Below are 12,628 nucleotides of genomic sequence, written 5' to 3'. Positions count from 1 at the left end.
GGCTCCAGCAGCTTCGACGCGCACGGCCGACCGACACCACGGCCGAGCGTTTCACCCTTGCGGCAGTTACGTCTGTCCGGCGTCCAGGTCGTCCGGCCCGAAGGCGTCCGGCAGCAGTTTGCTCAGCGCGATGGCTCCGGCTTTGTGATCGATGAGGAGATCGGATCCACCGTGCTCATAGAGCAGCTGACGGCAACGCCCACATGGCATCAGGATTTCGCCCCGAGAATCGGTCACGGAGACCGCTGTCAAGCGTCCGCCACCGCCCGAGATCAAGTTACCGATGAGTACACATTCGGCACACAGGGCTAAGCCATATGAGACATTCTCCACATTGCATCCGCTTACAATTCGACCATCGGCGCTGAGCGCCGCCGCGCCGACCGGGAACCGCGAGTATGGCGCATAGGCATTTCGCATAACTCGAATTGCATTGTCGCGCAATATATTCCAGTCGATTTCCGGCATCGACGACCTCCTGTGAACCAGCCCGAATCAGGCCGCGCGAGGGCTGCCGCGCAACCCTTCACGCATCAAGAAAGGTAAACCTAACTCCCACGAATGTCGCGCAACGCACGGCACGCCGAATTAGTTCCGGCATTGAGAGGGGATTAGAGTCCACAACAGATCGGTTCAGGTTCCCGGCGGCGGGCCCCGCGCTAGCTCTATGGAACAGCAAAGCGCAGCCACCTGGGCATTCGCCCCTTTTGACATGCCGGCGTCGGATCTGTGACCGGGTCCATCAACGACGTTGGAGGCGACCGCTTTCTATGACCACGATAGAAGCTCCGGCACAGCCGAAGCGGAAGACGCTGTACCGAGGCGACCCCGGAATGTGGTCCTGGGCGCTGCACCGGATCACCGGTGTCACCATCTTCTTTTTCCTCTTCGCGCACGTCTTGGATACCGCACTGGTTCGGGTAAGCCCCGAGACCTATAACGAGGCAATCGAGACCTACAAGAACCCCATCGTCGCGCTGATGGAGATGGGCCTTGTTGTCTGTGTGCTGTTCCACGCACTCAACGGCGTCCGCGTGATCCTGGTCGACTTCTGGTCCAAGGGTCCGAAGTACCAGCGCCTGATGCTCTGGATCATCCTCGCGATCTGGTTCCTCGCAGCCGTACCCGCGATCGGGCGTCAGTTCTTCTACCTCTTCACGGAGCACTGATCACTATGACCGCACCTGTTATCGGTAAGTCTTATGACCGGCCCGCGAGCCTTGATCTGCCACGGTCGCCCCGGTCCCGTTCGAACGGCAACTTCGAGAAGTACGCGTGGCTGTTCATGCGCTTCTCCGGCCTGCTGCTGATCGTGCTCGTGCTCGGCCACATGACGATCATGCTGCTGCTCGACGGCGGCGTGAAGCGACTGAACTTCGCATTCGTCGCCGGCCGCTGGTCCAGCCCGTTCTGGCAGTTCTGGGACCTCACCATGCTGTGGCTTGCCCAACTGCACGGCGGCAACGGCCTGCGCACGGTGATCGCGGATTACTCCCGCAAGGACTCGACTCGGTTCTGGCTGAACAGCGCGCTGGCCATCTCGATGATCCTCGTGGTCGGTGTCGGCACCTACGTCATCTTCACCTTCGACCCCAACATCAGTTAGGAACAGGCCCTCTCGATGAGTGAATCGCGGATTCAGGAGCATCGCTACGACGTCGTGATCGTCGGTGCCGGTGGCGCCGGCATGCGCGCGGCGATCGAGGCCGGGCCCCGGGCGCGCACCGCTGTGTTGACCAAGCTCTACCCGACCCGTAGCCACACCGGCGCGGCACAGGGTGGTATGTGCGCCGCACTGGCCAATGTCGAAGAAGACAACTGGGAATGGCACACCTTCGACACCGTCAAAGGTGGTGACTACCTGGTCGACCAGGACGCCGCGGAGATCATGGCCAAGGAGGCCATCGACGCGGTGATGGACCTGGAAAAGATGGGTCTGCCGTTCAACCGCACGCCCGAGGGCAAGATCGACCAGCGCCGCTTCGGTGGGCACACCCGCGATCACGGTAAGGCCCCGGTTCGCCGCGCGTGCTACGCCGCCGACCGCACCGGTCACATGATCCTGCAGACCCTTTACCAGAACTGCGTCAAGCACGACGTGGAGTTCTACAACGAGTTCTACGTGCTCGACCTGGTGATGAGCGAGTCCGAACGCGGCCCGATCGCCACCGGCGTCGTCGCGTACGAGCTGGCCACCGGCGAGATCCACATCTTCCACGCGAAGTCGATCATCTTCGCCACCGGCGGCTCGGGCCGGATGTACAAGACCACCTCGAACGCGCACACGCTGACCGGCGACGGTATGGCGATCGTGTTCCGCAAGGGTCTGCCGCTGGAGGACATGGAGTTCCACCAGTTCCATCCGACAGGTCTCGCCGGTCTCGGCATCCTCATCTCCGAGGCCGTCCGCGGTGAGGGCGGCATCCTGCGCAACGCCAGCGGCGAGCGCTTCATGGAGCGCTACGCACCCACCATCAAGGACCTCGCGCCGCGTGACATCGTCGCCCGCTCGATGGTGCTCGAGGTGTTGGAGGGCCGCGGCGCCGGACCGAACAAGGATTACGTCTACATCGACGTGACCCACCTCGGCGCCGACGTGCTCGAGGAGAAGCTGCCCGACATCACCGAGTTCGCCCGCACCTACCTCGGTGTCGACCCGGTGACCGAGCTGGTGCCGGTCATGCCGACCTGTCACTACGTGATGGGCGGTATCCCGACCAAGATCCGCGGCGAGGTGCTGCGCAATAACACCGACGTGGTGCCCGGCCTGTACGCCGCGGGCGAGTGCGCGTGCGTCTCGGTGCACGGCTCCAACCGCCTCGGCACCAACTCGCTGCTCGACATCAACGTGTTCGGCCGCCGCTCCGGTATCGCCGCGGCGGAATACGCACAGCGCACCGAGTTCGTGGAGATGCCGGAGAACCCGGCGCAGATGGTGCAGGAATGGCTCGCGCTGATCCTGTCCGACCACGGCAACGAGCGCGTCGCCGACATCCGCACCGAGATGCAGTACACGATGGACATGAATGCCGCCGTGTTCCGCACCGAGGACACCCTCAAGCAGGCCCTCACCGATATCCACGCGCTCAAGGAGCGCTACCGGCGGATCACGGTGCAGGACAAGGGCAAGCGCTACAACAGCGACCTGCTCGAGGCCGTCGAGCTCGGCTTCCTGCTCGAGCTGGCCGAGGTCACCGTCGTCGGTGCGCTCAACCGCAAGGAATCGCGCGGCGGCCACGCCCGTGAGGACTACCCGGACCGCGACGACGTGAACTTCATGCGACACACGATGGCCTACAAGGAGGGCGCGGAGCTCATCTCCGACATCCGCCTCGACTTCAAGCCGGTGGTGCAGACCCGTTACGAGCCGATGGAGCGTAAGTACTGATGACTGCTGTCGCCGAAGCACCCTCATCACAGAAGCCCGCGCCGATCCCCGAGGGGTCGGTCATGGTCACTGTCAAGGTCGCCCGGTTCAACCCGGAGGACGACAAGGGCGCGCACTGGGAGTCCTTCCAGGTTCCGGTCCTGACCACCGACCGCTTCCTGAACGTGCTCATCTACATCAAGTCCTACCTGGACGGCACGCTCACCTTCCGGCGCTCCTGCGCGCACGGTGTGTGTGGCTCCGACGCCATGCGGATCAACGGTGTGAACCGGCTGGCCTGCAAGGTGCTGATGAAGGACATGCTGCCCAAGAAGGGCAAGTCCCTCACCATCAGCGTCGAGCCCATCCGCGGCCTGCCCGTGGAAAAGGACCTCGTGGTGAACATGGAGCCGTTCTTCGACGCGTTCCGCGCGGTGAAGCCCTACCTGATCACCACCGGTAACGAGCCGACCCTCGAACGCATCCAGAGCCAGGCCGACCGCGCCAGGTTCGATGACACCACCAAGTGCATCCTCTGCGCCTGCTGCACCACCTCCTGCCCTGTGTACTGGAGCGACGGCAGTTACTTCGGCCCGGCCGCGATCGTGAACGCGCACCGCTTCATCTTCGACAGCCGCGACGAGGCCGCCCGCGAACGCCTCGACATCCTCAACGACGTCGAAGGCGTCTGGCGCTGCCGCACCACCTTCAACTGCACCGACGCCTGCCCCCGAGGCATCGAAGTAACCAAGGCTATCCAGGAAGTCAAGCGCGCGTTGCTGTTCGCCCGCTAGTCCTTCCGGACCCGGTCCAGTCGACAAAGGCCGCCTCCATCGAAAGATGAAGGCGGCCTTGTTGTTTTCCGAGGTTGCTCAGGCCGCGTAACCGGTTGCCTTCACTACTTCGACTCGGATTGCGACCCGTGTCTGGCCCGGCTCCGGCTCGGAGTGGTCTTTACCCTCGTACTTCCACGACAGCTCGTGCCCGATGTGGAGGTCGGGGTCGGCGGTGATCGTGGCGTTGCCGCGCAATTCGACGTAGTACTCGCCGTCGGCGGAGTCGATGACAGTCACGCTTACTCGAGGGTCGCGCACGATGTTGCGGTACTTGAGTCTGCCTTCCAGGGTGGAGAAGACCAAGTCGTTGCCGTCCCGTCCGACCCACATCGCCGAGGACTGCGGGCTCCCGTCGGCATTCAGCGTGGCGAGCACAGCGTAGTTCTTGCCGTCGAGCAGAGCGATGGTGGCTTCGCTGAGCGTGATTCCCATGCTCGAGACAATACTCAGCCAGCTGAGGTGCGCAGGCCGTCGAAGGTTACGGCGAGCATCCGCTCGGCGGCCTCTGGGGTGGTTTCACAGGCGACGCCGATGCCGTGACCAAATCTGAGTAGGTCGCGGGGCTCTATGTCGGCGCGGATGTCACCCGCGTCCTGTGCGGCGACCAAGAGGGCAGAAGCGGCGTCGGTTATCAACCCCTTGCATAGGGTGAAGGTCGGCGAGTCTTTGTCCATGCCTGCCTTCAGCGTGATCGCGAGGCTACGATTTTCCATGACCCATCGCACTTGTACACGCAGCCACTGTTCTAAAGCCTCAGCAGGCGAATGGGTTTCGAGTAGCTCGTGGGCACTTTCGCTGAGACGTTCGATGCTGGAGCGGTAGACCGCTTCGATCAAGACCTCACGACTCGGGAAGTGGCGATAGAGGGTGCCGATGCCGACCCCGGTGCGGCGGGCGATCTCTTCCAGTGGCGCGTCGGGCCCGTGCTCGGCGAATGCCTCCTGGGCCGAGGCCACTATTCGCTCATAGTTGCGCCGCGCGTCAGCGCGCATCGGCCGACCGGTCGGCGGTGCCTCCATGGAACCTCCACTAGAAACGGATGAACCCTCCGTATAGGCTTGCGCAAATGGAGGAACCCTCCATATGATAGCTCTATCATAAACGGAGGCTTCCTCCGTTTGATTTCTCATTCGATGGAGCGTTCTTTGTCCACCACCATTTCCGCGGACACCCGTGCGTCCGCCACCTCCGCAGGCCCTCGACTCCGATCCGGCATCGTGCTCGCCACGCTGCTGACCTGCCAATTGATGATCGTCCTCGATATCACGGTGATGAACGTGGCGCTGCCGCGCATCCGCACCGATCTGAACTTCAGCGCGACCGGCCTGTCCTGGGTGATGAACGCCTACACGCTGGTCTTCGGCGGACTGCTGCTACTCGGCGGCCGTGCCGGCGACCTGTTCGGTCGCCGCAACATGTTCATCGCGGGAACGACACTGTTCACGCTGGCCTCACTCGCGGGCGGACTTGCCCCATCCGCGACCTGGCTGCTCATCGCCCGGGTCGTGCAGGGCATCGGCGCGGCGATGGCGGGGCCGAACACCCTCGCACTGCTGACCACCACATTCAGCGAACCGAAGGCCCGGATGCGCGTGCTGGCACTGTTCTCCGGGATGTCGAGCGCGGGCTTCGCGGTCGGTCTCATCGTCGGCGGTCTACTGACCGAGTGGCTGGGTTGGCGCTCGGCGCTGTTCATCAACGTGCCCTTCGGACTGGCGGTCGCTGTGCTCGCACTGCGCTTTCTACCGGAGGCGCAGCGTCAGCCCGCCCGCCTCGACCTGCCGGGCGCGGTGACCGCGACCACCGGTGTCGCAGCACTGGTCTACGGCTTCATCAGCGCCGCGTCCAACGGCTGGGGCAACGCGACGACCGACACTTTCCTGGCCGTCGGTGCGGTATTGATCGCCACCTTCCTCGTCATCGAGTCGCGGACCGCGCAGCCCCTGCTGCCGCTGCGGCTGTTCGCCGATCGCAATCGTGCCGCGGCCTACGCCAACATGTTCCTCGGCCCGATGGCGGGCATGTCGATGTTCTTCTTTCTCACCCAGTACCTTCAGGAAGTACGTGGATTGAGCGCGCTGGCAACCGGTTTCGCCTTCATGCCGACCGCGTTGCTGATGTTCACCATGATCCGCCTGATCCCCCGCCTGCTACCGCGCTTCGGTCCGAAACCGGTGACGATGACCGGCACCGCATCGATGGCGGCTGGACTGGTTCTGCTTACCCAGCTGACGGTCGACAGCGGCTACTTCCCACTACTGTTCGTAGCGATGCTGCTGATGGGATGCGGTATCGGCCTTGCGTTTTCGCCGCTGAACGTGATCATCATGTCGAGTGTGTCGCCACGGGAGGCCGGTGCGGCGGGCGGCGCACTACAGACCCTCCAGCAGACCGGCGCCGCACTCGGCCTCGCCATCCTGGTCACCATCTTCGGGACCGCGTCCCACAGTGCGGGCGGCTCGGCGCAACACGCCCTGGTCAGCGGTATCACTACCGCCTTCGGCGCGGCAGTGGGAATTGCCGTGCTGACCTTCCTCGTCGCTCTGACCTTCCGCAACCCGCGCCCGGCCGACTGATCTCTGGGCCGCTATCCAAGCCGGCGCAGGCATATCGGGGAAGCCCTGATTCGAGACTCGACAACCGCCGTGCCCGGCATACGTACCCCTTCTCGGAAAGTACCTATAAGCGACTGATTCGACGCCCCCCGGCTGGGTCATAACGTGGTTCTCGTACAGCACGGACAGAGAAACCGCAGACCACAAGCCCTTTCGGAGGCCATCATGAACACCATCGTCGCCCAGTACCTGGAAGCCTGGAACACCACCGACGCGACCATCCGCAAAGCCGCCATCGCCCGCGTCTTCACCGAAACCGCCACCTACACCGACCCGTTGGTCGCGGTCAGCGGCCACGGCGAGCTCGACGCCGCCATCGCCGGTGTACAAGCCCAGTTCCCCGGCTGGGTCTTCACCCTCGCCGGCCCCATCGACACCCACCACGACCAGGTCCGCTTCACCTGGAACCTCGGCCCCGCCGACGGCCCCACCGTCGTCGTCGGCTTCGACGTCGCCGTCCTCGACAACGGCCGCATCAGCCAGGTCCTCGGCTTCCTCGACAAGGTCCCCGCCGAAATCTGACCCCAGCTCGGCGCGGCTTCAACGCCGCGCCCCACGGGCCTGCCCGACCTGAACCTCCTCCGCCACAGTCCAACCCACCTCATCGCGAGCGACGCCCGCGAGTGGCGCCTGACTGCGGCATACGTCGAGAAGCCACTCCCGACGCGCCCCGCGCACCCGAAACCCTTACGCCAGAAAGAAGCACCATCATGACGACGACCGCGCCCTCCTACCTCGACACCATGCTCGCTCCCGGACCGAAACTGCTGCGCACTTCGCTGCGACTGGATGCAGTGGTGACCGGCGCCAACGGCCTCGCCTATCTCGCCTTGTCCGGACCGCTGGAATCGTTGCTGGGCTTGGATACTCGCATCGGTATCCCGATCGGGATCTTCCTGACCCTCTATGGCATCGCCGTCGCCGCCATCGGCGCACCGGCCACCATCAACACCACTCTGGTCCGCATCGTCATCGCCGGTAACGCCGCCTGGACCGTGATCAGCCTCGCCGCACTCATCGAAGGCGCACTCGAGCTGAACGTGGTGGGTGGAATCTGGACGGTCATGCAGGCCGTCACCGTCGGCGGCTTCGCCGCCTTGCAGTACCTGGGCCTGCGCCGCAACCAGTGAACCCGAACCACCCTGACAACCTCATCGACCGAACGCGGTATCGGCTAGCAGCCGGTACCGCGTTCGCCGTTCATTCTCCGAGGTCGTCAGCGGGGCGCAGCCGAAACGACCCGCGAATCGCGACAACGAGCCGAACAGCTCGACGGGCCGGTCGAAATGAACGCGAATAATGCACTTGCACAGGACTACCCGCCACCGTATCCGATAGGCCCGGCCCTCGGGTCGAACGTCACGTCGTCCACCAGGCCATTCAACACCGCGGGAGATCTGACCTGGAGTTTCAGATTCGCTCTGCGCGCGATAATCGCTGCGCCGCGATCGCCAGATCCTTGTCACCGCGACCCGATAATCCGACTATGACCACCGAATCGCCCGGCAGGTCGCCGTTTTCGGCCATTTCCATCAGATACCCGATGGCGTGGGCGGATTCGAGGGCGGGAATGATGCCTTCGCTGATGCTGAGCGTTTGCATGGCGCGCAGTGCCACCGCATCACTCGCGGCTTGGTAGGTTACCCGGCCGGTGTCCTTGAGATAGCTGAGCTCCGGACCGACGCCGGGGTAGTCCAGCCCTGCCGCGATGCTGTGCGTTCGGCGAATCTGCCCGTCTTCGTCCTGCAGGAGATAGCTGTAGGTGCCGTCCATCTCGCCAGGACTGCCCGCGGCGAGGGTGGCCGCGTGCTCGCCGGTGTCGAGGCCTCGGCCCGCGGCCTCGACACCGATCAACCCGACCTCGGGGTCATCGGCGAACGAGTGGAACAGACCGATGGCGTTGCTGCCGCCGCCGACGCATGCCATCACGTAGTCGGGTAGTCGCCCTTCCGATTTCAGGATCTGGGCTCTTGCCTCGATGCCGATCACCGTCTGGAAGTCACGCACCATCTTCGGGTACGGTGCCGGACCCGCTGCCGTGCCGAACACGTAGTAGGTGGTGTCGACGTTGGACACCCAGTCGCGAACCGACTCGCTGATCGCGTCCTTGAGCCTGCGGTTGCCGGTGTGCACCGCCCGCACCTCGGCCCCGACCATATTCATCCGCACCACATTGGATGCCTGTCTTCTCATATCGTCGGCGCCCATGTAGATGACGCAGGCCAAGCCGAGCATCGAGCACACCGTCGCGACCGCGACACCATGTTGGCCCGCGCCGGTCTCGGCGATGATCCGGCTCTTGCCCATTCGCTTGGCGAGCAGCACCTGCCCCAACGCGTTGTTGATCTTGTGGGCGCCGGTATGCGCCATATCCTCGCGTTTCAGGTAGACCCGGACCCCGGGCACCGCAAGCAATTCGGCGAACCGCGGCACCTGGTGAAACAGCGTCGGGCGGCCGACCCGTTCGCGCAGCAATTCCTCGACCTCGCCGATGAAGCCGGGATCGATGCGGGCGAGGCTGTATGCCTCGTCCAACTCCATCAGCGCGGCCATCAGACCTTCCGGAACGTATCTGCCGCCGAATTCGCCGAATCGACCATGATCGTCCGGAAACTCCCCGTGCCGATAAGCGCTTCGTGCCACGCCATGGTCGATAGTCATCAGCACCAACGCTTTCGCTGTCGAGGATCCGGCACCGAGTCTGTTCTGCTGAGACGAGCGATCGGCAACGGCCTGGTAAACAATCGGTTTAGCGTTGATATCCCAACCGAGCAACCGACCGGTTTACTACTGATGGGAAGCACTCAGCTGCGGGAGAGCGCGGGAACGCTCGCCCACCGCTCGCCGGCGACCACCACATGATCGAGGAATCGCAGGCCGACGGTCACCGCCGCTTCGCTGAGCAACGTCGTGGCACGCCGGTCATCTATGCTCGGTGTCGGGTCACCCGAGGGGTGATTGTGGACGAGAGCGAAGGCGCGGCCGTCGTGGCGCAGCACGGTATTGAGAATTTCACGGACCGGCACCGCGACCTGATCGATGGCACCCTCCGCGACAAATACCTTCTGCCGCAAACGATTCTGGACATCGCAGACGAGAACGAGTAGTCGCTCCACCCGAGCGCCCGCGAACAGCGGCACGGCGACGCGCACGACATCCGCGGCACCGTCCAAACGGAACGCCGTCTCCGGGCTGTTGCGTGCCCGCGAGCCGAGATGAAAAGCGGCAACGATGGCAGCCGCTTTGGCGACACCGACCCCGCTGCGACGGAAAAGTTCCTCGGGGCGCGCACCGGCCAAACCTGCCAGCCCACCGTGTTCGACGAGTAGATCGGTCGCCATTTCCAGCGCGCTCTCCCCGCGCCGCCCTTGACGAAGCAGCAACGCCAGTAGTTCGCCGTCGCTCAGAGCGTGCGGGCCGAGCGCGAGCAGCCGCTCACGCGGTCGTTGCCCAAATGGCAGGTTGGCAATGGGTACCGACATCAGATCCCCCTCGAATGCCGTGCGGTCCCCGAAGCATGCCAGTGCCTACTGACATACTCCCCCGCCCTAGCCGTCGGCCACGGTAATAACCTCCGGACCCGGCAGGGCGGTCAACACGCCCGCAGCCAGCCGCTCCAGGTGATGAAGCTGCCGCTCGTGCACCACAATTCGGCGCAGTGCCTCATTGATGGTGGCATTGCTGGATGAGGTGCCCATGATCGAGGCGGCCGCGGCCAACAACTTCTGGTCGAGATCGATCCGCACGGTTCTCATGCGTCCTCCTTCGTACATTCGCCATCTTGCGTCATCAGCGTTGATCATGTCCTGCAAATCGCCCAGAGTCATTCGCAGCGGTAGCCCACCGGCGAGTGCGCGCGCACTATCGCCGCTCCCGCGCACAACTGATCAGATCGGCCTGCGATTGCCGTCTGAATCGCCGGAAGGAGGCCTCGAAGCCCGCTCAACTAGGCAATGTGCGCAGCTGGCTCGACTTTTGTTGTCGGCGGGCCTCGGCAGTGCTTGCCTGGAGGTATGTTCACCGAGGCTCAGCTGTACTCACCCGTGACCCGCAGTGGAACGGGCGACGTCACGGTGCACCTCAGCGACGAGCATCCTGGCGTGCACGACCCCGACTACCGGGCCCGCCGCAATGCGATCGCCGCACAGGCACTGGACTACACACCGGGCAAGCCGGTACCGAGGGTCGACTACACCGCCGAAGAACAGCAAGTGTGGCGAATCGTCTCGGCCGAACTGGCCCGCAAACACCGCAAGTACGCGTGCGCGGAGGTCCTGGCGGCCTCGGAGCGGCTGGCACTGCCGCAGGACCGCATCCCGCAACTCGACGAGGTATCCGCGGCACTGACTCCGCTGACCGGATTCAGCTACGTCCCGGCCGCGGGCCTGGTGCCGCTTCGCGAGTTCTTCGGCTCCTTCGCCGACCGAATCTTCCACTCCACCCAATACATTCGACACCACTCCGCTCCGCTGTACACCCCGGAGCCGGACACCGTTCACGAGGTGATCGGGCACGCCAACCAGATCGCGAGCCCTCGCTTCGCCGCGATCTACGAGACGGTCGGCGCCGCCGTCGCCCGGCTCGGCACCGAAGCCGCCTTGAAGTTCCTCGCCGACGTCTTCTGGTTCTCGATGGAATTCGGAGTTGTCCGCGAACGCGGCGAAATACGTTGCTATGGAGCCGGATTGCTGTCCTCTTACGGTGAGATCGAAGAGTTCCGCCATGCCGATCTGCGGCCGCTGGATGTGGTCGCGATGGGTACCGCGACCTACGACATCACCCACTATCAGCCGGTCTTGTACTGTGCCGAGTCGGTTTCCGAGATCGAAGATGTCATCGGCACCTTCTTCGCCACCATGGACGACGACACCCCCTTGCGCGCAGCCGCCCGTTCCCGCTGAATCAGCCTCGCGGGACCGCCCCGAATCCACGCCCTCGGTGGAAAGCGTTCACCCGCAACGCTTTCCAGCGATGAGACTGTGACTTTACACAACTCGCCGAGTCGTACCTGGCCACCGCCGCGCAGCAGAGTTCAGCACCATCTCAGGCCCATGGACATGCCGAGACAACAGATCGAACGGCTGTTACCTTCGACCCGTCAAATCTCTCGCGATAGGGGCAGTAGGCCGAAATGTCCATTGATACAACAGATTCCACACCAACAGCGGAGGCACCGCTGTGGCTGCAAGGCCGAGACGCCGTAGTCGCGGCAACGCCCGCCGAAGACTGGCGAGGCGCGGCACCCGACTATCACCTGACCAACCAGATCGTGCCGCTCGAGCGCACAACCAGCCACGAGGCAGGCTCGCTCGAAGCCATCGTCGAGGATCTGGTGCGGGTGTTCGAGATGGAGGTCTCGCACAAGAAGGACCCGGCCAAATGGGTTTCGGTGGTGGCCGAGCACTACCGCGGCCGGGTCAACGGCGGCCAGTGGCAGAACGCGCAGGAGTTCGCGAGGATCGGCAGCTACAACATCCTGATCGGCGACAACCCGTACTACGATGCCGGTTCGGAGACCTTCGAGTCGTCGCATGAAACCTTCCTCACCGCGTTCCCGAACGGCTTCTTCTGGGAGGTACTCGAGGTGCTCGCCGGCCCGCCCGCCGTCACCCTCCGCTGGCGCCACTGGGGCAAGTACGACGGCGCGTACAAAGGCCACCAGCCGACCGGTGCGCAGATCGAGATGTTCGGCGTGACCATCGCAAGGGTCTCCGACGATCTGCGCATTCTCGAACTGGAGCACTTCTACGACAACAACGAGCTGCTCGCCCCGCTTGCCCACGGCTGCCCGGTGACGAAGTCCTCGTAGT

Annotated in this window: 15 protein-coding genes; 9 read left to right on the top strand and 6 right to left on the bottom strand. The window is 64.1% G+C overall.

What is annotated here, in order from left to right:
- Positions 1-66 precede the first annotated feature (66 nt).
- Positions 67-468, bottom strand: coding sequence for a cytidine deaminase (locus tag ACLMAJ_RS07010; RefSeq protein WP_412012689.1), 402 nt, complete (start codon positions 466-468; stop codon positions 67-69).
- Positions 469-770: 302 nt separating this feature from the next.
- Between ACLMAJ_RS07010 and sdhC the strand changes: the two genes are divergently transcribed.
- Genes sdhC through ACLMAJ_RS06990 form a run of 4 tightly spaced genes read left to right on the top strand, consistent with a single transcriptional unit; the run spans position 771 to position 4,161 of the window.
- Positions 771-1,169 (top strand): succinate dehydrogenase, cytochrome b556 subunit, encoded by a 399-nt coding sequence (gene sdhC / locus ACLMAJ_RS07005; RefSeq protein ID WP_412012688.1) that lies wholly within the window; start codon positions 771-773, stop codon positions 1,167-1,169.
- 5 nt (positions 1,170-1,174) lie between these two features.
- Entirely contained in the window at positions 1,175-1,606 is a 432-nt protein-coding gene (locus ACLMAJ_RS07000) for a succinate dehydrogenase hydrophobic membrane anchor subunit (protein ID WP_412012687.1), read from the top strand.
- Between the two features lie 15 nt (positions 1,607-1,621).
- Positions 1,622-3,388 carry a succinate dehydrogenase flavoprotein subunit gene (gene sdhA, locus ACLMAJ_RS06995; protein WP_412012686.1) on the top strand — a complete coding sequence of 589 codons (1,767 nt, stop codon included), beginning with the start codon at positions 1,622-1,624 and terminating at the stop codon, positions 3,386-3,388.
- Positions 3,388-4,161 carry a succinate dehydrogenase iron-sulfur subunit gene (locus ACLMAJ_RS06990; protein ID WP_412012685.1) on the top strand — a complete coding sequence of 258 codons (774 nt, stop codon included), beginning with the start codon at positions 3,388-3,390 and terminating at the stop codon, positions 4,159-4,161. The genes sdhA and ACLMAJ_RS06990 overlap by 1 nt, the downstream gene beginning before the upstream one ends.
- Before the next feature lie 78 nt (positions 4,162-4,239).
- Here ACLMAJ_RS06990 and ACLMAJ_RS06985 read toward each other — a convergent pair whose 3' ends face one another.
- Positions 4,240-4,635 carry a PPOX class F420-dependent oxidoreductase gene (locus ACLMAJ_RS06985; RefSeq protein WP_412012684.1) on the bottom strand — a complete coding sequence of 132 codons (396 nt, stop codon included), beginning with the start codon at positions 4,633-4,635 and terminating at the stop codon, positions 4,240-4,242.
- A 14-nt stretch (positions 4,636-4,649) separates the two neighbouring features.
- Positions 4,650-5,159, bottom strand: a complete 510-nt coding sequence (locus ACLMAJ_RS06980; protein ID WP_412012683.1) for a TetR/AcrR family transcriptional regulator — start codon at positions 5,157-5,159, stop codon at positions 4,650-4,652.
- A 189-nt stretch (positions 5,160-5,348) separates the two neighbouring features.
- Here ACLMAJ_RS06980 and ACLMAJ_RS06975 point away from each other — a divergent pair, with 189 nt between their 5' ends.
- The 3 genes from ACLMAJ_RS06975 to ACLMAJ_RS06965 all read left to right on the top strand — a co-directional run bounded on the left by ACLMAJ_RS06975 (position 5,349) and on the right by ACLMAJ_RS06965 (position 7,948).
- Complete coding sequence (locus ACLMAJ_RS06975; RefSeq protein WP_412012682.1) at positions 5,349-6,779, top strand: MFS transporter; 1,431 nt, start codon at positions 5,349-5,351, stop codon at positions 6,777-6,779.
- 204 nt (positions 6,780-6,983) lie between these two features.
- Positions 6,984-7,340, top strand: coding sequence for a nuclear transport factor 2 family protein (locus ACLMAJ_RS06970; protein WP_412012681.1), 357 nt, complete (start codon positions 6,984-6,986; stop codon positions 7,338-7,340).
- 188 nt (positions 7,341-7,528) lie between these two features.
- On the top strand, positions 7,529-7,948 hold the full coding sequence (locus ACLMAJ_RS06965) for a hypothetical protein (protein WP_412012680.1): 420 nt from the start codon (positions 7,529-7,531) through the stop codon (positions 7,946-7,948).
- A gap of 280 nt (positions 7,949-8,228) precedes the next feature.
- On the opposite strand, the gene trpB is transcribed toward ACLMAJ_RS06965, so the two are convergent.
- From trpB to ACLMAJ_RS06950, 3 genes are all read right to left on the bottom strand, one after another.
- Entirely contained in the window at positions 8,229-9,479 is a 1,251-nt protein-coding gene (gene trpB / locus ACLMAJ_RS06960) for a tryptophan synthase subunit beta (protein WP_412012679.1), read from the bottom strand.
- 143 nt (positions 9,480-9,622) lie between these two features.
- Positions 9,623-10,300, bottom strand: coding sequence for a JAB domain-containing protein (locus tag ACLMAJ_RS06955; RefSeq protein WP_412012678.1), 678 nt, complete (start codon positions 10,298-10,300; stop codon positions 9,623-9,625).
- A 66-nt stretch (positions 10,301-10,366) separates the two neighbouring features.
- A complete protein-coding gene (locus tag ACLMAJ_RS06950; RefSeq protein WP_412012677.1) occupies positions 10,367-10,573 on the bottom strand; it encodes a type II toxin-antitoxin system VapB family antitoxin in 207 nt (68 codons plus the stop codon).
- Positions 10,574-10,831: 258 nt separating this feature from the next.
- On the opposite strand from ACLMAJ_RS06950, the gene ACLMAJ_RS06945 reads away from it, so the two are divergent.
- Positions 10,832-11,719: a phenylalanine 4-monooxygenase gene (locus tag ACLMAJ_RS06945; RefSeq protein ID WP_412012676.1), complete on the top strand. Its 888-nt coding sequence runs from the start codon at positions 10,832-10,834 to the stop codon at positions 11,717-11,719.
- Between the two features lie 230 nt (positions 11,720-11,949).
- Positions 11,950-12,627, top strand: a complete 678-nt coding sequence (locus tag ACLMAJ_RS06940; protein ID WP_412012675.1) for an ester cyclase — start codon at positions 11,950-11,952, stop codon at positions 12,625-12,627.
- Position 12,628: the final 1 nt, after the last annotated feature.

It is taken from the genome of Nocardia arseniciresistens (assembly GCF_046764875.1).
Classification (GTDB): domain Bacteria; phylum Actinomycetota; class Actinomycetes; order Mycobacteriales; family Mycobacteriaceae; genus Nocardia; species Nocardia arseniciresistens.
Note: the sequence above shows the minus strand (reverse complement) of the source record. Positions and strands in the feature narration are given on the sequence as shown.

Excerpts from the sequence above, each read along its gene's own strand:
- ACLMAJ_RS07010 (WP_412012689.1), bottom strand. The coding sequence starts at position 468 with ATGCCGGAAATCGACTGGAATATATTGCGCGACAATGCAATTCGAGTT.
- sdhC (WP_412012688.1), top strand. The coding sequence starts at position 771 with ATGACCACGATAGAAGCTCCGGCACAGCCGAAGCGGAAGACGCTGTAC.
- ACLMAJ_RS07000 (WP_412012687.1), top strand. The coding sequence starts at position 1,175 with ATGACCGCACCTGTTATCGGTAAGTCTTATGACCGGCCCGCGAGCCTT.
- sdhA (WP_412012686.1), top strand. The coding sequence starts at position 1,622 with ATGAGTGAATCGCGGATTCAGGAGCATCGCTACGACGTCGTGATCGTC.
- ACLMAJ_RS06990 (WP_412012685.1), top strand. The coding sequence starts at position 3,388 with ATGACTGCTGTCGCCGAAGCACCCTCATCACAGAAGCCCGCGCCGATC.
- ACLMAJ_RS06985 (WP_412012684.1), bottom strand. The coding sequence starts at position 4,635 with ATGGGAATCACGCTCAGCGAAGCCACCATCGCTCTGCTCGACGGCAAG.
- ACLMAJ_RS06970 (WP_412012681.1), top strand. The coding sequence starts at position 6,984 with ATGAACACCATCGTCGCCCAGTACCTGGAAGCCTGGAACACCACCGAC.
- ACLMAJ_RS06965 (WP_412012680.1), top strand. The coding sequence starts at position 7,529 with ATGACGACGACCGCGCCCTCCTACCTCGACACCATGCTCGCTCCCGGA.
- trpB (WP_412012679.1), bottom strand. The coding sequence starts at position 9,479 with ATGACTATCGACCATGGCGTGGCACGAAGCGCTTATCGGCACGGGGAG.
- ACLMAJ_RS06955 (WP_412012678.1), bottom strand. The coding sequence starts at position 10,300 with ATGTCGGTACCCATTGCCAACCTGCCATTTGGGCAACGACCGCGTGAG.
- ACLMAJ_RS06950 (WP_412012677.1), bottom strand. The coding sequence starts at position 10,573 with ATGAGAACCGTGCGGATCGATCTCGACCAGAAGTTGTTGGCCGCGGCC.
- ACLMAJ_RS06945 (WP_412012676.1), top strand. The coding sequence starts at position 10,832 with ATGTTCACCGAGGCTCAGCTGTACTCACCCGTGACCCGCAGTGGAACG.
- ACLMAJ_RS06940 (WP_412012675.1), top strand. The coding sequence starts at position 11,950 with ATGTCCATTGATACAACAGATTCCACACCAACAGCGGAGGCACCGCTG.